Source organism: Paenibacillus sp. Y951 (assembly GCF_056786395.1).
The window spans coordinates 28,602-50,873 of record NZ_JBXCIY010000001.1; the positions used below are offsets into that span (position 1 = coordinate 28,602).

Sequence of the window (22,272 nt, forward strand, 5' to 3'; positions counted from 1 at the left end):
CCGTCCACCTCCATAATCAATATCGTTCATACATCATAACTTATAGTATAATAGATATTGCTACTGCGTGGAATACGTAATTAATAATTCCTAGTGAATTTATATGATTTTTACTCGTTTTTTGCAACATGAGAAATCGAAGGGGGCAAAATTAATGATATCAACAGCCAATACATCTGTTGCTTTAAAGGAATGGGCGGTTACGGTAGGAGCCTTATTGCAAGGAGAGTTAATATTTGTAATGCGAAAAGGTGGAATTGTCGAAGAAACACGAGATTTCGAACTTATTTCTCCACAATTCTACTTAATGCCTGCATATGAGCATCAAAAGGAGCATCTGCTGAAGGAAGCCTTTCAAGGGAGAATAGCGGCTACGATGACTGAGTGGTCCCCTACACAATCACATATGAAGCTTGAGGGATATGCTAAAGTTGTTGAAGATATTGAAATAATGAGTGAAGAGCAGCTACAAGCACTTCGTGATTTACATATATGGACAGATGAATTTGCAACAGAACGTTTGAAATGGAAGAAGAAAAATCCGTTGCATCTACTAATTATGCGGGTATATCGTTTGGAAAATCCTGCAATGCCGCCAATGCGTACGCCATATATGGGCTGTAAATCATGGGTGAAAATTGAGGACGAGCTTAAGGCGAGTAGTCTAGAGCCAGTTCTGACGGACGAGCAGTTTGAACAAAGATATAATGAAATTAAAGAAGCACTTAAGATGTAGTTTAATACAGTCGCTTGTGCTCACGATGATTATACTAACAACCAAATGTTTAGAACTTTCATTATAAGAGGTATAAATAGGCATAAGGACGATGACTCATTGATTTATAACTAAAACTACATTATAATGATTATTGAGAATCAATGAGAATCAATAAACTTTTATATTACTAATAACCTTTGGAGGGATAGAATATTATGTCGACGCATTTTGTCATCGATGGTCTTAAAGCAGAGATCGAAGGAAAAGAAATTCTTAAAGGAATCAACCTTGAAATTAAAGGTGGAGAAATCCATGCAATTATGGGACCTAACGGTACTGGTAAATCAACGTTAGCTTCTGCATTGATGGGACATCCGAAATACGAAGTAACTGGTGGTACAGTTTCATTTGATGGTGAAGACGTACTTGAAATGGCAGTTGACGAGCGCGCTCGTGCTGGTATGTTTCTTGGAATGCAATATCCTTCAGAAATTTCTGGAGTAACAAATTCCGACTTCCTACGTAGTGCCATTAATGCTCGTCGTGAAGAAGGAAGCGAAATTTCACTTATTAAATTCATCCGTCAAATGGAAGCAAAAATGAAAGAACTTGAGATGAACCCTGAGTTCGCTCACCGTTACTTGAACGAAGGCTTCTCTGGTGGTGAGAAGAAACGTAACGAAATTCTTCAAATGATGCTACTTGATCCAAAATTAGTTATTCTTGATGAAATTGACTCCGGTCTTGATATTGATGCACTTCGTATCGTAGCAGCTGGCGTTAACGCTATGCGTTCTGAGGATCGTGCTTTCCTAATTATTACGCATTACCAACGTCTGCTTGACTATGTTACTCCTGACTATGTACACGTAATGATGCAAGGTCGCATTGTGAAATCTGGTGGACCTGAACTTGCACAACGTCTTGAAAAAGATGGATATGACTGGATTAAAGAAGAACTTGGCATTACTGATGAAACGGTTGGCCAGGCCTAATCGGACCGGACAAGGAGGCATTTGCAATGACTACACAATTAACTTCTCCAACCGATCGTCAATCTACGGAGAAACTAGCACATAGTAAGGGTGAACCGGGCTGGCTAGTGGAACTTCGTGGTCAAGGTGCTGAATTATCAGCAACGTTACCTTGGCCTAAGGTTGAAAAGGTGAAAATCGAGCGTTGGAATCTTACGGCGGTTGGACAATACGAAACAGCAACAGCAGTTAACGCTATTAGCGAGCTACCTGCATCTGTGCAAGAATTGATTGCTGAAGGAACAGAAAACTTACTTATTCAGAAAAATAGTGGCGTAGTATGGTCGCAACTATCTGCTGAATTAGCTAGTAAAGGTGTTATCTTCACTGATCTTGAAACAGCATGCAAAGAGCATGGTGAGCTAGTTCAACAATATTTATTCCAAGCGGTAAAGGTAGATGAGGATAAGCTAACAGCTTTGAATGCTGCTTTATGGAATGGCGGCGTATTCGTATATGTACCGAAAAACGTTGAAGTTGAACTTCCACTTCAAGCGGTTCTATACAATGATAATGCAGAAGCTACTTTTGCTCCACATATCGTCATCGTTGCGGATGAGAATAGCCGAGTAACTTACGTTGATTCGACGGTTTCTATTAAAGAATCTGTAACAGCTAACTTTACTCACCCAGCAATTGTTGAAGTATTTGTTAAAGCAGGTGCACTAGTTCGTTTTGGAACTGTACATGCTTTATCTGACAATGGCGTTGACTTATCGCTGCGTCGCGCAATAGTTGAGAATGATGGTCGTATTGAATGGATTATCGGTGATTTGAACGATGGCAATACCGTTTCTGACACGAAATCTGTGCTAGTTGGCAGAGGATCATCGTCAGATGCGAAAATTATTAGTGTCGGTCAGAATAAGCAACAACTAAGCTTAACTACGCAAGCTGTTCACTTTGGTAAAAACACAGATAGTAACATGATTACTCGTGCCGTTATGCGGGATTCTTCAACCGCAATTATTAACGGGATTACGAAAATCGAGCATGGCGCAAAAAAAGCTAACGGTGTGCAAACTGAGAGAGTTCTGATGCTTAGTCCGAAAGCTCGTGGTGATGCCAATCCAATTCTATTAATTGATGAGGATGATGTAACGGCAGGTCATGCGGCAAGTGCTGGTCAGGTTAACCCTGAGCAAGTCTACTACCTAATGTCCCGTGGTATCACTAAGGAAGACGCTGAGCGTTTGATTATACATGGTTTCTTAGCTCCAGTCGTGTCAGAAGTTCCAGTTGAAGCCGTTCGTGATCAATTGCAACGTCTGCTTGAAAGGAAGCTTCAAGGATGAATATAAATGCGATTCGGGAACAATTTCCGATATTGCATCAAGAGATAAACGGGCATCCACTCGTTTATCTAGACAGCGCGGCATCTTCTCAGAAGCCGCGTTCGGTCATTGATGCGGTGAGTAAATATTATGAGCTTGATCATGCGAATGTACATCGTGGTGTACACTCTTTAGGATCTCGTGCAACTGATGCTTATGAAGGTGCTCGTGAGAAGGTTGCAAAGTTTATTAATGCGCCTTCGCCAGAGCAGATCGTATTTACAAGAGGTACGACAACTGCTCTTAATCTCGTTGCCTCTAGCTATGCTCGTTCTGTATGTCGTGAAGGTGATGAGATTGTCATTACTCAGATGGAGCATCATAGCAATCTAATTCCTTGGCAGCAGGTGGCCAAAGCTACTGGAGCAACATTGAAATATATTCCACTTCAAGCTGACGGAACCATTTCTATTGTTGATGCCGAGGCTACAATTACGAGTAACACGAAAATTGTTTCTGTTACTCATCTATCTAATGTGCTTGGCTGTGTTAATCCTGTTAAAGAGCTTGCAGCAATTGCCCATCGTAATGGTGCAATTATGGTTGTCGACGGAGCACAAAGTACGCCGCATATGCGTGTAGACGTACAAGCGCTTGATGTTGACTTCTATGCATTCTCTGGTCACAAGATGTGTGGTCCAACTGGAATTGGTGCATTGTATGGCCGCCGCAGCTTGCTTGAGAATATGGAGCCAATTGAATTTGGCGGTGAAATGATTGATTTCGTAGAGTTGTATGACTCTACTTGGAAGGAAATCCCTTATCGCTTTGAAGGGGGTACACCTATAATTGCTGGTGCTGTCGGCTTAGGTGCTGCAATTGACTTCTTAGAGGAAATCGGAATGGAAGCCATTGATGAGCATGCAAAGCAATTGACCAAATATGCTTATGATGTATTGTCTAATGTAGATGGTCTTACGATATATGGTCCAAAGCAGGATCGTGTAGGCTTAGTAACCTTTAATCTAGATGAAGTGCATCCACATGATGTAGCGACCGTGTTAGATACGAAGGGTATTGCTGTACGTGCAGGACATCATTGCTGTCAGCCGCTGATGCGCTGGCTTAATGTTTCTGCTACGGCAAGAGCAAGCTTCTATGTATACAATACAACAGATGATGTTGATCAATTAGTCGAAGCATTAATTCAGACAAAGGAGTTCTTCGGCTATGGAATTGAATGATTTGTATCGTCGTGTCATTATGGATCACTATAAGAACCCTCGTAATCGTGGAGAAATGCAAGACGAGTCAGTAGCGATTCAGCTTAATAATCCTACTTGCGGCGATCGTATTTCCTTGCAATTACAGCTTGAAAATGGCGTTGTAACCAATGCACGTTATACTGGTGAAGGCTGTTCAATAAGTATGAGTTCAGCATCAATGATGACAGAAGCTGTTAAAGGCTTAACATATGAGGAAGCACTTGCGCTTGCTGAACGTTTCTCTTCATTAATGAAGGGCGGCGACGAGGAGTTCGAGGAGCTTGAAGATATCGAAGCTTTATCTGGTGTGAATAAATTCCCTGCTCGTATTAAATGCGCTACGTTAGCATGGAATGCACTTCGTAAAGGGATCGAATCTCAAAAATAAGGAGCGTGACGGAACATGGCTAAGTCAATGCCAGAAATGGAAGATTATAAATATGGTTTCCGCGATGAGCATAAATCTATCTTTCAATCAGGTAAAGGTCTAACTGAAGAAATCGTACGTACCATTTCTTCCATGAAAGACGAACCAGAATGGATGCTTGAATTCCGCTTGAAATCTTTGGAAACATTTTTCAAAATGCCAATGCCTACATGGGGTGGCGATATGAGCGATCTTGATTTCAATGACATTCAATACTATGTTAAAGCTTCTGAAACGCAAGGTAAAACATGGGAAGAAGTTCCACAAGAAATTAAAGAAACGTTCGATAAGCTAGGCATTCCAGAAGCTGAACAAAAGTTTCTAGCTGGTGTATCTGCTCAGTATGAATCTGAGGTTGTATATCACAGCCTGCAAGAGGATTTGGAGAAGCAGGGCGTTATCTTCACAGATACGGATACTGCACTTCGTGAATATCCAGAATTAATGAGAGAATATTTCGGTACAATTATTCCTCCTGAAGATAATAAATTCGCTGCGTTGAACAGTGCAGTATGGTCTGGTGGTAGCTTCATCTATATACCAAAAGGTGTACAATGTGATATTCCACTACAAGCTTACTTCCGTATTAACTCTGAGAATATGGGACAATTCGAACGTACGCTAATTATTGCTGATGAAGGCTCATCTGTTCACTATGTTGAAGGATGTACAGCTCCAGTATATGGTACGAACTCTCTACACTCTGCTGTAGTAGAAATCATCTGCTTGAAGGATTCTCGTGTACGTTATACTACGATTCAGAACTGGTCTTCAAACATCTACAACCTAGTTACGAAACGTGCTGTAGCGGATGAGAATGCTTCTATGGAATGGGTCGATGGTAATATCGGTTCTAAATTGACGATGAAATATCCTGCAGTTATTCTTCGTGGTCGTGGCGCTAGAGGTACTGTTCTTTCTATCGCTGTTGCAGGTAAAGGTCAGCTTCAAGATGCTGGTGCGAAAATGACTCATTTAGCACCTGATACAAGTTCTACGATTATTTCCAAATCGATCTCGAAGCACGGTGGTAAAGTATCTTATCGTGGTCTTGTTCACTTTGGACGCAATTCTGACGGTTCGAAATCTGCTATTGAGTGTGATACATTGATCATGGATAATCAGTCCACATCGGATACGATTCCTTACAATGAAATCTTGAATAATAACATCATTCTTGAGCATGAAGCAACAGTTTCGAAAGTTTCCGATGAGCAATTGTTCTATCTCATGAGTCGTGGTCTAAGTGAAGAAGAAGCGACACAAATGATCATAATGGGCTTTATCGAGCCATTTACGAGAGAACTTCCAATGGAATATGCGGTTGAGATGAATAGACTTATAAAATTCGAAATGGAGGGGTCAATTGGTTAATAGCCAAAGATCCTTGCTGTATCAAGGTTTGTAGGTTGATCATATAGTGGTGGGAATCGGTTATGCCGATTTCGTGCCAACTTATATTTTATAGTAGTGTAGGAGGCGAACTTTAGAGTTCGTCTCCTTTTTTGTTTTAAAGAAAAAAGAAATCGAAAATGACGCTCGAAGGATAGCGATCAGTAGCGATTGCGTTAAGAGCAACGAAATAGACTACAATGGCAGCACGAAAGAACTAACATTAAATTTAATAATAAAAATTATGGAATTGTAGGAGGTTTTAGGATATTTGTAGGGAATTATATTTTGTGCAACGAAATAATTATTTAAAGGGTGAGAGAATGAATAGTTTGAAAAGTAAAAGAAAAAAGATTGTAGCAAGCTCGGTTTCCATGCTACTTGCACTTACGTTATTTGTTAACAGTACCCCCGTATCAGCAACGGTAACTACTTATGGGAAGTGGGCAAGTAGAACACAGACTATGTATGTTGTTAATACTACTTCACTAACTCATTGGAGCAATGGTGCAGCAAAGTGGAAGAATAGTACGAATTATAATGTGAGCACGACGTCAGGGTTGGGTTCAACTTACTACACATTAGATGTAAACAAATCTGATGTTGATTGGGATGGGCTTTGCACATTTACTGTAACGAGCGGGATTATTACAAAAGCAATTTTAAATCTTAATAATCATTACACGTCCCAAAGCCAGTATACAAATAGTATTATTGCAGGAGTGACTGGTCATGAAGTGGGTCATTCATTAGGGTTAAATCATACATCGGTTGTTGAAACATCATCGATTATGCATCCCTATACATTTAACGACAATGGTACTCTTGCAAGGGCATTATCTCCATCTACATCTGATAAAACAGTTGTTAATAATTTATATCCGTTGGCAAAACTTGCTGCCAATAGAGTTGATTTCGAGTCGTTTTCAGATGATCAAACTATTCAACTGGAGCCTTCGTGGGCGGTTTATTATGAAGATGAAGAGGCACTAACAAAAGCAGCTGATCTCGTTATTAGAGGGACTGTACAAGAAATAATCGGTAATCATGCATTTAAGGGCAACTATAGTGATTACAACACGAGAGTTAATATTCAATTGTCTGATGTAGTTAAAGGTGCTGAACTTGCTGGAGAGACGATTACAATCTCTCAAATGGGGGGGACAGATGGTAAGGTTGATGTGCTGTCTGATCATTCTACTCATCTAAAGGAGAAACAAGAGGTTGTATTATTTTTGCGCCAATCAAGTGATGGCACATATCGACCGATCAATGAAGATGATGGTATTTTTGTACTGAGAAATGGCCAATTTAACAATATAGCTACTGATCAAGAGCTCAATGAACAGAAGATAGAATCTGCGTTGAGTTATTCGTAGCGAATACTGGATATAACGAAATTTAACTAAATAATATTTTGCAATTAAGAAATGATCCTTTTGGGAATTCAAGAGAATCATTTCTTTTTATTTTTCACTTGAAACGGAACATATGTTCGTATATAATTAAATCAAAAACAACGGGGTGTTTTTATGCAGAAGTATATTGGTGAAAGTGTTCAGCTCATTTATGTAGATAGCAAAAAAAACGTTTCTACTCGCAATATTAAAGTTTTAATGTCAGGAGATAAGCGTTTTATGGCCTACTGCTACAAAACTCAGGCGGTAAGGATTTTCAATAAATCAGGTATTGTAGATGTGTATTTCAAAAAAGGTAAGAAGCTGTTAGTAAATGTTTGAAAGCTAATAAGTCTGTCAAACGAACACATAGAAAAGCACGCTCACAATTTTGAGCGTGCTCTTTGGCTAGTTTACAATGCTAACAAAATAGATTACTAACTAAAGCTTTAATCAAATACCATCTTAACCGTAAACTGGTTACGTTATTACTTTCGGATCGTCACACTCGTTCCAATAGACACAAGCTGTGCTAATTGAAGAACATCTGAATTGTACATTCTAATACAACCATGAGAAACCTCGTGCCCAATAGATGACGGGTTGTTCGTTCCGTGGATACCATAATGAGGTCTAGATAAGCCCATCCAGAACGCACCAAATGGTCCTCCTGGATTGGGGGCTTTATTAATAATAGTGTAGTTTCCTTGTGGAGTTTGAGTTAACATTCTCCCCACTCCAACAGGAAATCCTCTAACTACGATATTTTGATCTAATAAGTAGAGCATTCGATCAGACAAATCAACAATAATACGATAATTTGGCATAGTTATTCGCCTCCATAAAGCTTTCGTCTGACATCTTATCATCTCGAGATGATAAGATGCAGCGGAAGCCTAATTTTTATAGTCATTTAAAATATTTGGTTTCAATTAACGTTGCAATAAGATCTCGAATGAATATAGCATATTGAATGACTTGTTATAATATGAAATATTGCATAAGATAAGACTATACGCGAATAAAACGTTGATTATGAGTCAAAAGGCAGGGAAGTAGAATGAGCTACAGATATAGAGATTCGGACAGCGATAAGCATTCGAATAATAGAGATGGCAACAAGATGAATGCATCTACTACTCCTAATAGTAACAAACAGTCAGCTAATCCTTTGAATCATTATAGGCAGAATGGGATGGAGCTAGCATTACTGCAACGGATTCATGCTCAAACTATTATTGTTGGGTTTCTTCTATATAAAGGTGAGATTAAAGGGATTAGATTTTTCGAGCCAACCAAGGGTAAATTTATTGATGTTGCTCCATGGCATTTGAACTCATTTGCTATGAGTAAGCTAAAGCTAATGGGTGTTAGAAATATCGAATTGCTACGTCATGAAGCGGGAGAAACACAAGGAACAGTACTTATTGAGTATTTGACGAAGCATGAAATTGCAGGGTATTATCGAGCTAATCGGATGGTACCTAATGATTTGGCAGAGGCATTAAGTACGATTGTAAATTATATGGATGATGTTGCCTATCAGCAATTAATTGCTACTATGGGGGCTGAAGCATAACAAAAAGGTGTTGCTCTAAGGTAGATCTATTAATCTACTTATAGGACAACACCTACTTGTTTATGGAAAAATATGGATAAGTACGCTTATACTAACAATAACGTTAATCCATATAAACAAATCGATGCAATAACGAGCAAGAGTAAAGGTTTGGCCGCAGTTCTCTTTATGCTGCGTAAATCTATTGATAAGCCTAATGCTGTCGCTGCGCAACAAATTGATATCGGAATTGTAGAAGGGCATGTTCAGCATCCACAATTATAATTGCAGAAGATCGCCCAAGACGAGATGGTTGTTGTAGCTCATCGTCCGGATGTCAATATTACTCATGCAACATGGATTGCAAGAGAACGTGGCTCAGGAACTAGAGAGGCGATGGAATCGTTTCTCACCAAGTTTCAAGTGAAACCCCAATTAATGTATGAGCATGGCAGTACTCAATTAATTAAAGGGACTGTGATGGCAGGGATAGGGGGATCATACTTATCCAAGTGGACGGTACAGCGAGAGCTTGAAGAAGGATTATTGTTCACGATCAATGAAGCATAATAGCTGTAGCTATTATGAAGGAGCATTTCAGGAAGTACCTAAAAAGTTTGGGGAGGAATATAGATTGGCTATTGCAGAAGTAACAATTATTCCAATCGGAACAGGAAGTACGAGCTTGAGTTCATATGTTGTAGACTTACAACATGTTCTAGAGCAACAGCAGAACATTCAATACACGTTAACTTCGATGAGTACGATTATTGAAGGCTCGCTGGATGACATATTTACTGCAATAAGGGCCATTCATGAAGCGCCATTTCAAATGGATGCACAACGCGTTTCTACTTCAATCAAAATAGATGATCGTCGTGACAAAGAAAGCTCATCAGCTCAAAAGTTACGTTCCGTTCGAGAAAAGCTTTCACAATAACGAATCAAAACGAGGCAGCCTTTTGACATAGGGCTGCCTCGTTCTGATATACATATCTAATTCTCTTGCTTAGACTCTTTGTCTAGATGCTGCTTCAATGAAGCTTTCTTTGCAGTTAACTGCTTGGATAGATCAGCTTGCGAACGTTTTGCAGTTTTGATCTCCTCGTTGAGCTTATTGATTCGCGCCATTTTATTATTGAGATCACTATGCGTTTTGCTTAATTTCATATCTCTTTGTAATTGATTGATTTTGGATTCAGCTTTTTCTTGTTTCGTTTTGTCGTTAATGGTTTTAGTTTCTATGTCAGCAATTTCACGTTGTAGACGAGTAACAATTGCTTTAGTGAACATAATGGACATTCATACACCTCATAATCATTTAGTATAGCTAAGTCATTATATTACTATAAATAGCGTAATTAAGCGAGAAAATGACTTGAGGACGTTCTTAGCGTAATAGTTTTAGTATTATTGAAGGGTCTGCTTATTTTGTAGTTCAACTAAGAAATTATGTATAGGTGCAGAATCGGGGAATAACTGTGCAGAGAACGTTAATACAGTGATGGCATCTTCTGAATACCCGTTATTGACCAAATTTCCTGCTATAAAGGTTAGCTCGTTCTCCCAAAAATAATAACGGTCTATTGCTTGATTATTGATCCGATTATATTCATCTATCGTTGCTTCTACGCTGCTTGCTATGGAAAATTTTGATAAGTGATGAGCAAGAGAAAGTTTGACATATTGTACATCTGTACCAAGTAACAGATCAATAATAGAGAAGCTAATACTAGGCATCCAGACATAATCTGAGTTTGCCATAACAGAAAGAGCGATTCCTTTATCCGGCATAATTAGTAGTATACTATGGAAGCCTGTATCCATACCGGTATGTGACATTAGACGAAATCCCTTATATGTTCCAAGAAACCAACCAAGACCCATCCCTGAACTATCTTCTCCATTACCGGTCAATGCATATTGATGCCACATTTTATCATAGCAATGTGCTGGCAATATAGTCTGACCATTTTCACTATTCCCTTTGTTGATGTGCATTGCTGCATAGCGTGACATATCTTCAGCGCTAGCGTATAGTGTGGAACTAGGTCCATGTGCGCGATTGTAAGGGAAAATATCACTTACTACACCACCATAACCATCTTTCGCTGCAAGTATATGAGGTGTAGCCAAAAGGTCATTAACTTCTTGCTTCAAAAAAGAGCTTGATTGCATACCAACTGGTTCAAGGATATATGTTTTCATATACTGTTCGAAACTCATACCAGATAATTTTGCAATAATATCGCCGAGAATTTCATATCCAATATTACTGTAAGCGAATCTCGCTCCAGGTTCATCTATCAATACTAGATTGCTAATACTTCTAATATATCGCTCTAAGCTTTGTTCGTCATATTCTGGTCTATCCCAGCCATAGTCTTCTTCATCTGGCATGCCAGATGTATGATTCATTAGCTGTCTAATTGTAATATGGAGATACCTCTCATCTGCCATCGTAAAGTAAGGAAGATATAATGTAATAGGAGATTCTAACTCCAGCATTCCTCGATCAACAAGCTGCATGATAGCTGTTGCTACTAACGTTTTCGATAGTGAAGCTTGGTGAAATAGAGTGTTAGCATCATTGGGTTCCCCGGTTGCTAAGTTTTTTGTACCAAAACCTTTGGCGTAGAGGGATTTTCCATCTTTAACTACACCTATAGATAACCCAATAAGTGCTTCATGTTGGACAAATTCATTAACAATATGCTCTAATCGATCGACTATAAATTGAGAATCGCTCATGGTGACCTCCTTATTTGTTCTACTTATTCTATTATATCAATTTTTTGGAAATTAGTTGCGATTCTAAGTAATTCGTTTTAGTTTTCAAACTTGAAATTATGGGGGAGTTCGATATGAAAATAGTTATTTTCCTTAAACATTATCAATAGTATACTAAGCCTATAAACAGTTAAATTAAGAAAAAATATGTAAAATGATAAAGGAGACTACATGATGAGTAAAGCTTACTTAACGATTGATGATGGTCCAACGACTCTGACGCGAGCAATGATCGACTACCTCCAGTCAAAAAATATTATGCCGGTACTGTTTTTCTATGGGCATCAATTAGAAAAGCATTTTGATGAAGGACTTTATGCCCTGCAGCAAGGTGCAATTATCGGTAATCACAGTTATAGTCATCCTAATTTTAATAATATTTCATACGAGGAATGCATTGAAGAAATTGAAAAGCAGGATGCGTTACTTGAACGTTTATATCAAGCAGCTGGTATGCAGCGGACGTATAAATTATTTCGCTTCCCTTATGGAGCTAAAGGTGGAAAAAATAAAGCATTGATTCAGCAATACTTACGTGAGCAAGGCTATAATAGAGTAGATGATAGTGAAATTGATATTGAATGGTATAAGAGTAATGAGCTTAATATTGATATAGATTCATATTGGACATTCGACTTTACGGAATATCAATTGAATCAGTCATCTGATTTTACTTATGATAGTATTTTGCAACGAATACATGACCCCAACCCCGAGATGGGAGCACCTTTATTGGAGAAGAATTCGAACCATATTATTCTAATCCATGATCATGAGAGTACAGACAAAATATTACCTGACTATTATAAAATTCTTATCGATTATGTTATAGAAGCGGGCGTTGAATTTATCGGTCCGAGAATTACGCCACAGAAAAAGTAAGTGATGACGAAACAGTAAGTGACTGCGGATAGATATACAGTAGGAAGCTTGGAGGTAATTTGATTGATAATCGGTATCGTTATTATACTAGTCGTTATGATATGCATCTATTTGTTGCTGAATTATTATGCTCCTCTTGGAGCTGGTCAGTCGAGTACGCGTAGACGTGAGTTTAGCCAGTCTAACAATTATGAGGGAAAAAACTTTATTAATGCTATTCCGACTACAATGGGAGTAGCGTCATCCAGTAAAGAAAGAATGAGCTTAATGGCTGATTTCATTAAAGGGAATCCAAATTCAAAACCAAGGAAGCCAATTGAGATTATCCCGTTGAGTGAGAATCATTTTGATGCGGGAGATGAGCCTAGACTAACATGGTTTGGTCATTCTGCTTCATTGCTGCAATTGGATGGGAAAACTATTCTACTTGATCCGATGTTCGGTAGAGCCCCATCTCCTGTTTCCTTCATAGGTGGAAAGCGATACAGTAAAAAGCTTCCTTTTGAAATTGAGCAACTACCGACAATAGACGCAGTAATTATTTCTCATGATCACTATGATCATCTCGATCACGGCTCGATAGTTAAGTTGAAGAGTAAAGTGAAAAGATTTATCGTTCCGCTTGGTGTAGCATCCCATTTGGTCAAATGGGGTATTGAACCTGAGATTATTACGGAGCATGATTGGTGGGATGAGTTATCCTATGAGGGAATACAGCTAGTCTGTACGCCAGCCAGACATTTCTCGGGTAGAAGCTTGACGGACCGCAATGCAACATTATGGTGTTCATGGGTCATTAACGGACAATCGGCTAACATCTTTTTCAGTGGAGACAGTGGTTATGGGCCTCATTTCAAGGAGATAGGTGAAAAGTATGGTCCATTTGATCTGACATTAATGGAATGTGGTCAGTACAATAAGCATTGGGCGTCCATTCACATGATGCCTGAAGAGACGGTGCAAGCCCATATGGATGTGCGAGGTGATGTCATGATTCCGATCCACTGGGGAGCATTTACATTATCCCTTCATGACTGGACAGATCCAGTTGAGCGCGCAGTAAAAGCGGCGAAGGAGAGTAAAGTGAAGATAGCGACTCCCCGTATTGGAGAAGCTGTTCAAATTGATGCAGCATCATATCCAGTAGGGGAATGGTGGAGCAAACAAGGCAGCGATTAGTTCGCTGCCTTGTTTTTGCTATCGGATTAGATAGTGCTGCTAAAGTTCCCGTATTAGTTATTTATCCATGGGTGTTACTTATTTTCGTGTGGCCTCATATATATAATTCTGCTTACTATGAGTTGGTGCTTTGCCATACTCGAAATCAGCTGAAACGACGACATCTGAAAAACCGATGCTCTCTAATATGAGTTTGAATTCTTCGACCCCATACCAGCGTAGTGCAAGGCGCTGTAACTCAGTCTGAATAAGCTCACCGCTGCGCCATTTTTCATATTTAAGGTATGAAACTTTATATTGACTAAAGAAATCTGCTTCAACAAGGTTGTTTTCCAATGTAATAATATCTCCATTGGGTAGATAGTGCGTTGATGTGCTACCAACCTGACCATAATCAAAATTGGTGTCAGGTAGAAATAGATCAAGAATAAGACGTCCACCGGGCTGAAGATGATGATAAAGGCGTGTCAAAGCGTTAATGGAATCTTCTCGATTTTCAATCAATAGAAATGAACCAGCAGGAATAATAATGACTTCGTAACAATGAGGTAAAGAAAGTTCTTGGAGATTTGCTTCATACAAATGAACAGCTAACTCACGTTCTTCACAACTTTGGCGGCAAGAAGTTAGCATTTCAGCAGAATAGTCAACGCCATCTACAATAAGTCCTGCTTCTAGAAGAGGAATGATTACACGACCAGATCCAACCATTGCTTCAAGGATTCGTCCTTTGCAATGTTCCAGTCTGGCAAGATAATATTCCAAATCTCCATCTAACGATTGACCGACTTGTTTAGTAAGGTCATATACCTCCGTACATAACTTTCCATAATAACTGAACGACATTTTTTTACCTCCACGAGTTTGATATGGAAACGAACAAAGAGTGTTATCCCTTCAGTGTTTTATTAGTAAGTTATAGTGGGTCCCCATACAGCCCTTGTCCAAGCTATATTCATCCCAACACGCTCCATATTATGTTGACTTGTACTACCGAAGCTTGCTTGGGCGACAACAAGCTCACAGTTAGCTAGATGTGCCTCATATAAGCGCCTGTGCAGTAATGCAGTTTGTAAACCATTATTTCTAAATTCAGGTGCCGTGGCAGCAAGCGTGCAGGAAGCAATATTGTTACTAATATGCATAACCGCTACAGCCGCAGGTATATCATTCAAAGAGGCCAGGAATATTTTCCATCCTGTTCTATGCAGTAAACCAATATTATTGTTAATGAAGTGATGCTTGTGCTCTAATGACATACCTGAACCGACACAGTGAATTTCCGCATATCGTTCAAAATCTTCTTTACTGTTAACTTCACGAATTTTTATAGTTTGAGAATGAGGGGGTTCTTCTCTCTGAGGAAGCCCATAAAGTACAGAGTGAAAACCTTCTTGATATAAACCATGCTCTGATAGATGTTTCATCATAGTAGTATTAGAACCTGTAGGATTTATATCTAACTGAAAGGATCGTTCTCTATCTCTATAGAACGTAATGATCTTTTCTAATTGATCGATATCTTCAATAGAAAATCCTTTTACAGAGTTAAATAGCCCCCAGGGCATAGTTCTTATGTAAAAAGCTGTCGTACTTCCAAAATGCTTTATTTCGACTCCTTCTGGATTACCATCTCTTTCACCAATTGAACTGATTCTCGAGGTGAAATAGTCGATCTCGCATTGCTCTATTCTTTTTGCCAATTGCCCATCAATAACAGGTAGCTTCAATCTCATCACTTCCTATTCATTTATTTGAGGAATGATCAACCATAGGCCCATAGTATTAAATGAATTGCTTAGTGAGGTAAACGTATCACGATTAATGAAAAATTGTAAAATTGTGGACGAAATATTGCTAATGTAAGTATGTTTGATATGTAAGGATATTCCGAAAGGATTGCGATGTGATGACCTCAATTGCAAATTTAACGGATGATGAATTAAGTGAAGTGATTGCATTGATTCGTATAGCAAAATTAATTCCATTTGAGATACCTAATGCTTATGGAACCGGTGGATTTGGCATACTTGATCGAGGTACGGAAACAAGCGATGACCTGGCTTAATCCATACTTGATGGGTTCTGTACATTGACTTTGATTCTGACAAAATTTCACCCCCTCCCAGTCGATAATGCGAATGTATGTTCTCCATTTATTATACCGCTTAGGAAATAGGAAAGGAAGAACATCTTGGGGGATTATTCAAGAAATCGCCGATTCACCTCGCCACTTATAGAAGTGGAAGTCCTCTCGGCGAAAACGGATAGAATGAAAAACGGTGTCACATTGTATGGTTAGTAAGACAATGTGACACCGTTTCGCTATTTCTTATTCATTACACTATGTTTTCTGCCGTACAGAATATAGATGATGAATCCGATTAAGAACCAGATTCCACAAGCAATCCATGTATGAACAGATAACTGGAAAATCAAGAAGACACTTAATAATAATGAGCATATCGGTATTAAAGGAAATAGTGGTACTTTGAACCCACCGGTAGGAATGCTTTTATCGCGACGTAAGTAAATAACACCGATCGAGACGATAATAAAAGCTACTAAAGTTCCTGTGCTTACTAATTCTGCAAGTTCAGATAATGGAATGAAGCCAGCACACAATGCAATTAGTATTGCAAAAACCCAAGTATTTTTGACGGGTGTATTATATTTTTTGTTAAGCTCATACATACTTTTTGGTAGTAATCCATCTCGACCTAATGCATAGAGCACCCTTGTACCGCCGTACAACATAACGAGGATGACGGTCATCATGCCGACAACAGCACCAAGTGAAATAATACCAGCTACCCAATCTTGATTGACGAGCTGCAGCGCAAAACTAACTGGATTAGTTACATTTAGATTTGTGTAAGGAACAAGTCCAGTTAAAACGAGTGAAACTGTTACGTATAGTAGTGAGCAAATTAGTAATGAACCAATAATACCGATCGGCATATTGCGACGCGGATTGATGACTTCCTCAGCTGCAGAGGAGACAGCATCAAAGCCAAGATAAGCAAAGATGACGAGAGACGTACCACTTAATACACCACTGACACCGAATGGCATAAAAGGTTGCCAATTGGCAGGCTCGACATAGAAAATACCGACGCCAATAAATAGAAGAATTACCCCTACTTTTACAAATACCATAATAGTATTAATTTTTGTTGACTCTCTAATGCCAATTGTTAATAATGCTGCAATAGCTAATACGATAACGACCGCTGGCACATTGATATATGTTCCGTTTGCAGGATCAAAAGGTCCAGATATCGCTTGTGGAATGGCGAGATTAAATCCTGCCAGCAATGAATTAAGATAAGCTGACCAGCCAGTGGCGACTGAAGCGACAGCGAGTCCGTATTCTAGCAATAGCGCCCATCCAACTAGCCAAGCAATGACTTCGCCAAATACAACGTAGCCGTACGTATATGCACTACCTGCGACAGGTATTGCTGATGCAAACTCCGAATAACACATACCCGCTAATGCACAAACAATAGCAGCCAAAATAAATGAATATACAATTGCTGGTCCAGCATGACTTGCAGCTACTGTACCAGGGAGGATGAAAATACCTGTTCCAATAATAGCACCAACACCGAGCATAATTAGATCGAATGGACCTAATGTTTTCTTAAAGTGATTGCTGTTATTATTGTTAAGTAATTCCCCAATAGGTTTTTTCCTGAACCATATACTTTTCATAATTAACTCCAATCTTTTTAAACATATGTAGAAATTTTATACTGTAATTCGTAAAATATCAAATTTTATCATAAACATTCGAAATAATATGGTGGTGTAAGCAATATATTGAAATTTATAAACAAAAAAAGATGTCTCCTTTGTTCTAGAGAGACATCCCTAAGCTAATATTTATTATGAATTTGAATTTCCTCTACTAGAAGTAGACATGCGTAATTTCAAGCTTACGCTCCAGTGTTAGATCGATAAATTGTTGATCTACTTGAATAAGTGGACTGAAAAATTCTGTTGGGTGAGTCATAACAATCGAGCCTGTACGATCATCATTCAATTTAATTCGTTTACCTATAAAGTTTGGAATCATATGTTTAATAAAAGTTTGTGTAATAACAGGATCTAACTCTGAAAAACTTAGGCGATATAATTCTTTCAATACAAATAGAAGATCACGTTCTTCCTGATAGGCCCGTGAGGAAATCATAGCACTATAAATATCAGTTACAGCAATAATTCGCCCAATTTGTGATATTTCTTGACCAATCACGCCATGTGGATAGCCGGAGCCATTTATTCGTTCATGATGCTGCAGTGCACCTAGTGCTATTTCTTTATTAGCGTGTGAGTTCATAATAATATCATAGCCGTATACGGTGTGAAGTTTAATTTCTTCAAATTCCTCGGTTGTTAATTTCTCAGGCTTGTTCAAAATAGCCTCATCTATTTTGCATTTTCCGATATCATGCAAGAATCCTGCATTTCCTGCGATTGTCGCTTCTTCTTCAGATAATCCCAGCCAATTAGCCAAGTAATAAGATAGCATGCCTACTTGCACGGAGTGTTGGTATGTATAGTTGTCTTGATTATTAAGTAGTAGCAATAAAGATACGACATCGCGTTCTAGGTGTAAATTTTGCAGTAGTGGATTTAAGGCAGCAGCAGCGGCTTCCGTATCAATTATATTTTCTGTTCTAGCAATATGAAATAGATCCTGAATATTTTGAACGACAGCATCATAGATAGGTTTCACTTGAGGGACCCATTTAGGTGACACAGTGGTTTCGAGCGTTCGTTCTAACAGATCAAAGTCTTCAAGACTATTAGAAATAATATTACTTCTTTCCAGAACATCTATATAATCGATTTGGTGCTGTAAAAGTTTACTGATTTCTGCAGAATAAAGGACAGCATTTCTTGATAATATATGAAGCCCGTAGCCGTTGAATACATCGTCTCGTAATACATCGCCATCTACAACATCTGTTACATGAATTCTCATAGTCCACCTCGTTAAAGTATGTATTAATCTACTATATATGCTGATGATGATGCATTATGTAATTATAAGTATCATATTATCAAAAATTGTAAAGTCTTTCAATGTAACAACTTCCAATTTTTTGTGTCAACAATTATATTTGAATAAGTTGCGCAATGATTGCTTCTGCTCGTGCAATATGATCAGTTCCTTGCACAATTGCACGGCCATCAGGAAAGAATACGATCGTATGTTGATCGTCGTAAAATAATTTGAGCAGGTATGGATTCCGTATTAATTTGTAATGTAGAGTATAATACTGCTCTAGCTGCTCTAATGAATAATTCATTGCGGCAGGGAGTATTACTTGAACGGAATGTCTACCGCATAATGAGGAACTATATATTGCAGACTCTTCCTGCAGCAAATTTTCAAAGTGATGATGAGCGCAAACTGGGCAATCGGTTCTCTTAGCATGTGCGATATTAAGCTTTAATTGATCATTATTCCAACAGTCTAGCTGGAGTAGCGATTGATGAAGGGCGTCTACATTACGACTACAATATTTGATAGCTTCAGTTACTTGGATAGACGCGATCATATGGACGATTGGACTTAGAACGCCAGCAGTATCGCAAGTTTCTACAGTTCCTAATGTCGGTTTGTCTGGAAATAAGCATCGATAACAAGGTGTCTTATTAGGTCTAAATGTAGCCGTTGAGCCGCTTGTACCTACGACTGCTCCGTAGATCCATGGAATTTCATGCGCTATACTATATTCATTTATGAGATAACGTACAGAAAAGTTATCGCTGCCATCAATGATAATATCTATATTAGCGAGATATTGCTCCACATTAATAGCTGAAAGATCAGCGATAATAGGTTCAATTTCGATCATTGAATTGATCGCTTGCAAATGATGAGCAGCAGCAGTAGCCTTTGGTAAAAACTGTATTGCGTCTTGTTCAGTATACATGATTTGTCGCTGTAAATTACTATATTCTACAAAATCACGATCAATTAATCGTAAATAGCCGAATCCAGCTCTTGCGAGCTGTTCGGCTATGACTGATCCTAGCGCACCAAGACCAACAATTGCACATCTTGCTTGTTGCAATGCTGTTTGTCCTGCTATGCCAATATGAGAAACTTTGAGTTGTTTCGAGTAGCGTGATTCATTATGTAATACAGTTTGGTCGTTCACTTTTGATTGCTCCTACTATGGATTTAATGGGTGCGCTTCCTGCATAACTATATATTCTCCATCGACTACGCTATTTCAGCATACTCATCGTGCTCACCAGCGATGAAACAAAATCCAGCAACGTGTACGATACAAGTACACAAGCGGTCAAATGTCCAAAACTTCCAATAAGGGTTCAAAAGGTGGGCTTTCAGAACCGAGAAGATGGAGCGCTACTTGAGAAAGGCGGAAGCGCAAGTGTACGTGTTTGGTACACGCGAACCGTACTTTCCAAGTTCGCTTCATATTCGATGTCGAATATGCTACATAGCTACACATCGTTATCAAAGTCCACTTTTTGAACTTCCCCTGTAGGGAGCCATGGCCCCTGCTGATGCCCTACCCACTCAGAACCATCCTCCCAAATCTCTTTCTTCCATATGGGTACAATTTGCTTTAGTCTTTCGATTGCGTAGCGACTTGCTGCATAACAATCATCACGATGCGCAGTTGCGACTGCAATGACGACACTGATCTCAGCCAATCCAACAGAACCGATGCGATGAGTAATTGCACAGTCAGCCCCATTCCAACGTGCTGCAATTTCATGCCCAATTTGTTGCATCGTTGCTATTGCCATTGGTTCATAAGCTTCATAATCTAAACTTATTGTTTTCATGTCACCAGTAAATTCTCGTGTTGTTCCTACAAATAAAAGAGTTGCACCATAAGCAGGGGTGATGATTTTGCTCATCACTGCTTCTGTACTAATCGGTTCATGCGTAATTTCGAATTTCGAAATAGTCGCGGTGTGCTGCTCAAAATTTTCACTTTGCTCTCCACCGGAAACTGGAGGAAGTAGTGCTAATTCTTGATCGACTTCAATGATTTGTTCATCGATACAATATTGCATATTCGCAGCAATGTAACAGTTTGAAAGCGAAGTTGCTTGCTGCGGAAAAGCTTCGCAAAGCGCTTGTTTCAATTGTAATGTTGTATAGGCAGGTTGCTCAAGTGAAACCTCAAGAAAAGTGCTGCCAAATCGTTCAGTTAACCCCGCGAAAAGTTTGAAATTCCAATTATATGTCATATTATTACCTACTTTATTTCATAAATGTACAACCTCTATTAGAATACCATAATTGATTGAAAAATGTTATGCTATTAAGCAGTAGAGAGGGGAAGTGACAGCATGCAATTACTAGAGGACAGATACGGAAGATTACACGATTATTTGCGGATTTCTGTGACAGATCGCTGTAATTTACGTTGCTTGTACTGTATGCCTGAGGAAGGTGTTCAGTTTGCAACTTCTGAATCTTTACTTTCTTATGATCATATCGTTGAAATTGTAAAAGTAGGAGCATCACTGGGTATCAAAAAATTAAGAATAACTGGTGGCGAACCGTTAATTCGTCCAGATTTGCATGAATTGATAAGCGAGCTTTCTGCAATCCCTCAGATAGAGGATATTGCTTTAACGACAAATGGTATATTTCTTGAATCACAGGCAGAGAAGTTACATAAGGCCGGTTTAAATCGAGTAAATATAAGTTTAGATACGCTTGATCCCACTCGTTTTAAGTTCATTGCTAGAAATGGTGATTTGAAAAAAGTATTAGCAGGTATTGAAGCGGCGGCAAAAGTAGGTTTTTTTCCTATTAAATTGAATTGTGTACTTCTCAAAGGAATAAATGAGGATGAAATTGCTCAATTTCTTAGATTAGCTTATCAACAGCCTTTACATGTGCGATTTATTGAATATATGCCGATTGGGCATGCTGATGAGGGCTGGAAACAACATTATTTACCGCTGTCTACTGTGCTAGATATTGCTCATAAAGAAGGCTATAACATAAGCGAAAAGCAAGAGATGAAAGGTAATGGTCCGTCTGAAAACTGGGAATTTTCTGGTGGGGTAGGATCATTTGGTCTTATCCACCCGATTAGCGATCATTTTTGTGCAAATTGTAACCGACTGCGCCTCACTTCAGATGGACATATGAAGCCATGCTTATATTGGATGGATGAACTAGATATGAAGCCAGCTCTAGGAGACCTAGAAGCGATGCGCAATATTTATTATAAAGCGATGCAGATTAAGCCGCAAAATCATGAGATGGCGGAAAAACTGTTAGATATGGATCAGTCTCATGTTCCAACAGTGCGACGAATGTCCCAAATTGGTGGGTAATGCT

General features: G+C 38.9%; 26 protein-coding genes. 17 read left to right on the plus strand and 9 right to left on the minus strand.

The features are described from left to right. Nucleotides 1-154 precede the first annotated feature (154 nt). The 8 genes from AC1TPB_RS00140 to AC1TPB_RS00175 all read left to right on the plus strand — a co-directional run bounded on the left by AC1TPB_RS00140 (nt 155) and on the right by AC1TPB_RS00175 (nt 7,849). Nucleotides 155-736 (plus strand): DUF1802 family protein, encoded by a 582-nt coding sequence (locus AC1TPB_RS00140; RefSeq protein ID WP_482074643.1) that lies wholly within the window; start codon nt 155-157, stop codon nt 734-736. 197 nt (nt 737-933) lie between these two features. Further along, a complete protein-coding gene (gene sufC, locus AC1TPB_RS00145) occupies nt 934-1,713 on the plus strand; it encodes a Fe-S cluster assembly ATPase SufC (RefSeq protein ID WP_482063136.1) in 780 nt (259 codons plus the stop codon). Between the two features lie 26 nt (nt 1,714-1,739). Continuing rightward, on the plus strand, nt 1,740-3,047 hold the full coding sequence (gene sufD, locus AC1TPB_RS00150) for a Fe-S cluster assembly protein SufD (RefSeq protein ID WP_482063137.1): 1,308 nt from the start codon (nt 1,740-1,742) through the stop codon (nt 3,045-3,047). After that, entirely contained in the window at nt 3,044-4,270 is a 1,227-nt protein-coding gene (locus AC1TPB_RS00155; RefSeq protein WP_482074644.1) for a cysteine desulfurase, read from the plus strand. Before sufD ends, AC1TPB_RS00155 begins: the two co-directional genes overlap by 4 nt. Then, nucleotides 4,257-4,679, plus strand: coding sequence for a Fe-S cluster assembly sulfur transfer protein SufU (gene sufU, locus AC1TPB_RS00160; protein WP_482074645.1), 423 nt, complete (start codon nt 4,257-4,259; stop codon nt 4,677-4,679). Before AC1TPB_RS00155 ends, sufU begins: the two co-directional genes overlap by 14 nt. 15 nt (nt 4,680-4,694) lie before the next feature. Then, complete coding sequence (sufB, locus tag AC1TPB_RS00165) at nt 4,695-6,092, plus strand: Fe-S cluster assembly protein SufB (RefSeq protein ID WP_482074646.1); 1,398 nt, start codon at nt 4,695-4,697, stop codon at nt 6,090-6,092. A 341-nt stretch (nt 6,093-6,433) separates the two neighbouring features. Further along, nucleotides 6,434-7,489: a matrixin family metalloprotease gene (locus tag AC1TPB_RS00170; protein ID WP_482074647.1), complete on the plus strand. Its 1,056-nt coding sequence runs from the start codon at nt 6,434-6,436 to the stop codon at nt 7,487-7,489. A 153-nt stretch (nt 7,490-7,642) separates the two neighbouring features. After that, a complete protein-coding gene (locus tag AC1TPB_RS00175; RefSeq protein ID WP_482074648.1) occupies nt 7,643-7,849 on the plus strand; it encodes a hypothetical protein in 207 nt (68 codons plus the stop codon). Between the two features lie 146 nt (nt 7,850-7,995). Here AC1TPB_RS00175 and AC1TPB_RS00180 read toward each other — a convergent pair whose 3' ends face one another. Beyond that, a complete protein-coding gene (locus AC1TPB_RS00180; RefSeq protein WP_482074649.1) occupies nt 7,996-8,334 on the minus strand; it encodes a L,D-transpeptidase in 339 nt (112 codons plus the stop codon). 233 nt (nt 8,335-8,567) lie between these two features. Here AC1TPB_RS00180 and AC1TPB_RS00185 point away from each other — a divergent pair, with 233 nt between their 5' ends. From AC1TPB_RS00185 to AC1TPB_RS00200, 4 genes are all read left to right on the plus strand, one after another. Further along, nucleotides 8,568-9,086, plus strand: coding sequence for a hypothetical protein (locus AC1TPB_RS00185; protein ID WP_482074650.1), 519 nt, complete (start codon nt 8,568-8,570; stop codon nt 9,084-9,086). 72 nt (nt 9,087-9,158) lie between these two features. Then, nucleotides 9,159-9,350, plus strand: coding sequence for an RNA-binding protein (locus tag AC1TPB_RS00190; RefSeq protein WP_482074651.1), 192 nt, complete (start codon nt 9,159-9,161; stop codon nt 9,348-9,350). Further along, the gene (locus AC1TPB_RS00195) at nt 9,351-9,635 is read left to right on the plus strand and encodes a LysR substrate-binding domain-containing protein (RefSeq protein ID WP_482074652.1); all 285 of its coding nucleotides are present in this window, start codon (nt 9,351-9,353) and stop codon (nt 9,633-9,635) included. It begins immediately after the preceding gene. Between the two features lie 64 nt (nt 9,636-9,699). After that, nucleotides 9,700-10,005, plus strand: a complete 306-nt coding sequence (locus AC1TPB_RS00200) for an MTH1187 family thiamine-binding protein (RefSeq protein WP_482074653.1) — start codon at nt 9,700-9,702, stop codon at nt 10,003-10,005. A 56-nt stretch (nt 10,006-10,061) separates the two neighbouring features. Here the strand turns inward: AC1TPB_RS00200 and AC1TPB_RS00205 are convergent, their stop codons facing one another. Together AC1TPB_RS00205 and AC1TPB_RS00210 are read right to left on the minus strand one after the other, a co-directional pair. Further along, nucleotides 10,062-10,367: a hypothetical protein gene (locus AC1TPB_RS00205; RefSeq protein ID WP_482074654.1), complete on the minus strand. Its 306-nt coding sequence runs from the start codon at nt 10,365-10,367 to the stop codon at nt 10,062-10,064. A 108-nt stretch (nt 10,368-10,475) separates the two neighbouring features. Then, on the minus strand, nt 10,476-11,816 hold the full coding sequence (locus tag AC1TPB_RS00210; RefSeq protein ID WP_482074655.1) for a serine hydrolase domain-containing protein: 1,341 nt from the start codon (nt 11,814-11,816) through the stop codon (nt 10,476-10,478). Between the two features lie 210 nt (nt 11,817-12,026). Between AC1TPB_RS00210 and AC1TPB_RS00215 the strand changes: the two genes are divergently transcribed. Beyond that, nucleotides 12,027-12,737 carry a polysaccharide deacetylase family protein gene (locus AC1TPB_RS00215; protein ID WP_482063150.1) on the plus strand — a complete coding sequence of 237 codons (711 nt, stop codon included), beginning with the start codon at nt 12,027-12,029 and terminating at the stop codon, nt 12,735-12,737. Between the two features lie 228 nt (nt 12,738-12,965). Next, nucleotides 12,966-13,916, plus strand: a complete 951-nt coding sequence (locus AC1TPB_RS00220; protein WP_482075065.1) for an MBL fold metallo-hydrolase — start codon at nt 12,966-12,968, stop codon at nt 13,914-13,916. Between the two features lie 78 nt (nt 13,917-13,994). Here the strand turns inward: AC1TPB_RS00220 and AC1TPB_RS00225 are convergent, their stop codons facing one another. Beyond that, nucleotides 13,995-14,762, minus strand: a complete 768-nt coding sequence (locus AC1TPB_RS00225; protein ID WP_482074656.1) for a class I SAM-dependent methyltransferase — start codon at nt 14,760-14,762, stop codon at nt 13,995-13,997. A gap of 62 nt (nt 14,763-14,824) precedes the next feature. Continuing rightward, entirely contained in the window at nt 14,825-15,646 is an 822-nt protein-coding gene (locus AC1TPB_RS00230; RefSeq protein ID WP_482074657.1) for a GNAT family N-acetyltransferase, read from the minus strand. Nucleotides 15,647-15,825: 179 nt separating this feature from the next. Between AC1TPB_RS00230 and AC1TPB_RS00235 the strand changes: the two genes are divergently transcribed. Further along, nucleotides 15,826-15,984 carry a hypothetical protein gene (locus tag AC1TPB_RS00235; protein WP_482074658.1) on the plus strand — a complete coding sequence of 53 codons (159 nt, stop codon included), beginning with the start codon at nt 15,826-15,828 and terminating at the stop codon, nt 15,982-15,984. A 257-nt stretch (nt 15,985-16,241) separates the two neighbouring features. Here AC1TPB_RS00235 and AC1TPB_RS00240 read toward each other — a convergent pair whose 3' ends face one another. The 3 genes from AC1TPB_RS00240 to AC1TPB_RS00250 all read right to left on the minus strand — a co-directional run bounded on the left by AC1TPB_RS00240 (nt 16,242) and on the right by AC1TPB_RS00250 (nt 20,095). Then, the gene (locus AC1TPB_RS00240; RefSeq protein WP_482074659.1) at nt 16,242-17,633 is read right to left on the minus strand and encodes an amino acid permease; all 1,392 of its coding nucleotides are present in this window, start codon (nt 17,631-17,633) and stop codon (nt 16,242-16,244) included. A gap of 196 nt (nt 17,634-17,829) precedes the next feature. Further along, the gene (locus tag AC1TPB_RS00245) at nt 17,830-18,909 is read right to left on the minus strand and encodes an HD-GYP domain-containing protein (RefSeq protein WP_482074660.1); all 1,080 of its coding nucleotides are present in this window, start codon (nt 18,907-18,909) and stop codon (nt 17,830-17,832) included. A gap of 133 nt (nt 18,910-19,042) precedes the next feature. Further along, nucleotides 19,043-20,095 carry a ThiF family adenylyltransferase gene (locus AC1TPB_RS00250; protein WP_482074661.1) on the minus strand — a complete coding sequence of 351 codons (1,053 nt, stop codon included), beginning with the start codon at nt 20,093-20,095 and terminating at the stop codon, nt 19,043-19,045. Between the two features lie 182 nt (nt 20,096-20,277). On the opposite strand from AC1TPB_RS00250, the gene AC1TPB_RS00255 reads away from it, so the two are divergent. Beyond that, nucleotides 20,278-20,436 carry a hypothetical protein gene (locus AC1TPB_RS00255; protein WP_482074662.1) on the plus strand — a complete coding sequence of 53 codons (159 nt, stop codon included), beginning with the start codon at nt 20,278-20,280 and terminating at the stop codon, nt 20,434-20,436. Here AC1TPB_RS00255 and AC1TPB_RS00260 read toward each other — a convergent pair. After that, a complete protein-coding gene (locus tag AC1TPB_RS00260) occupies nt 20,406-21,164 on the minus strand; it encodes a molybdenum cofactor biosynthesis protein MoaE (protein ID WP_482074663.1) in 759 nt (252 codons plus the stop codon). The genes AC1TPB_RS00255 and AC1TPB_RS00260 overlap by 31 nt on opposite strands. Before the next feature lie 102 nt (nt 21,165-21,266). Here AC1TPB_RS00260 and moaA point away from each other — a divergent pair, with 102 nt between their 5' ends. Next, nucleotides 21,267-22,268, plus strand: a complete 1,002-nt coding sequence (gene moaA / locus AC1TPB_RS00265) for a GTP 3',8-cyclase MoaA (protein ID WP_482074664.1) — start codon at nt 21,267-21,269, stop codon at nt 22,266-22,268. The last annotated feature ends 4 nt before the right edge of the window (nt 22,269-22,272 follow it).

Bases quoted from the DNA above. Each gene is read 5' to 3' on its own strand.
- AC1TPB_RS00140 (WP_482074643.1), top strand. From the start codon at position 155: ATGATATCAACAGCCAATACATCTGTTGCTTTAAAGGAATGGGCGGTT.
- sufC (WP_482063136.1), top strand. From the start codon at position 934: ATGTCGACGCATTTTGTCATCGATGGTCTTAAAGCAGAGATCGAAGGA.
- sufD (WP_482063137.1), top strand. From the start codon at position 1,740: ATGACTACACAATTAACTTCTCCAACCGATCGTCAATCTACGGAGAAA.
- AC1TPB_RS00155 (WP_482074644.1), top strand. From the start codon at position 3,044: ATGAATATAAATGCGATTCGGGAACAATTTCCGATATTGCATCAAGAG.
- sufU (WP_482074645.1), top strand. From the start codon at position 4,257: ATGGAATTGAATGATTTGTATCGTCGTGTCATTATGGATCACTATAAG.
- sufB (WP_482074646.1), top strand. From the start codon at position 4,695: ATGGCTAAGTCAATGCCAGAAATGGAAGATTATAAATATGGTTTCCGC.
- AC1TPB_RS00170 (WP_482074647.1), top strand. From the start codon at position 6,434: ATGAATAGTTTGAAAAGTAAAAGAAAAAAGATTGTAGCAAGCTCGGTT.
- AC1TPB_RS00175 (WP_482074648.1), top strand. From the start codon at position 7,643: ATGCAGAAGTATATTGGTGAAAGTGTTCAGCTCATTTATGTAGATAGC.
- AC1TPB_RS00180 (WP_482074649.1), bottom strand. From the start codon at position 8,334: ATGCCAAATTATCGTATTATTGTTGATTTGTCTGATCGAATGCTCTAC.
- AC1TPB_RS00185 (WP_482074650.1), top strand. From the start codon at position 8,568: ATGAGCTACAGATATAGAGATTCGGACAGCGATAAGCATTCGAATAAT.
- AC1TPB_RS00190 (WP_482074651.1), top strand. From the start codon at position 9,159: ATGGATAAGTACGCTTATACTAACAATAACGTTAATCCATATAAACAA.
- AC1TPB_RS00205 (WP_482074654.1), bottom strand. From the start codon at position 10,367: ATGTCCATTATGTTCACTAAAGCAATTGTTACTCGTCTACAACGTGAA.
- AC1TPB_RS00210 (WP_482074655.1), bottom strand. From the start codon at position 11,816: ATGAGCGATTCTCAATTTATAGTCGATCGATTAGAGCATATTGTTAAT.
- AC1TPB_RS00215 (WP_482063150.1), top strand. From the start codon at position 12,027: ATGATGAGTAAAGCTTACTTAACGATTGATGATGGTCCAACGACTCTG.
- AC1TPB_RS00220 (WP_482075065.1), top strand. From the start codon at position 12,966: ATGGGAGTAGCGTCATCCAGTAAAGAAAGAATGAGCTTAATGGCTGAT.
- AC1TPB_RS00225 (WP_482074656.1), bottom strand. From the start codon at position 14,762: ATGTCGTTCAGTTATTATGGAAAGTTATGTACGGAGGTATATGACCTT.
- AC1TPB_RS00235 (WP_482074658.1), top strand. From the start codon at position 15,826: ATGACCTCAATTGCAAATTTAACGGATGATGAATTAAGTGAAGTGATT.
- AC1TPB_RS00240 (WP_482074659.1), bottom strand. From the start codon at position 17,633: ATGAAAAGTATATGGTTCAGGAAAAAACCTATTGGGGAATTACTTAAC.
- AC1TPB_RS00245 (WP_482074660.1), bottom strand. From the start codon at position 18,909: ATGAGAATTCATGTAACAGATGTTGTAGATGGCGATGTATTACGAGAC.
- AC1TPB_RS00260 (WP_482074663.1), bottom strand. From the start codon at position 21,164: ATGACATATAATTGGAATTTCAAACTTTTCGCGGGGTTAACTGAACGA.
- moaA (WP_482074664.1), top strand. From the start codon at position 21,267: ATGCAATTACTAGAGGACAGATACGGAAGATTACACGATTATTTGCGG.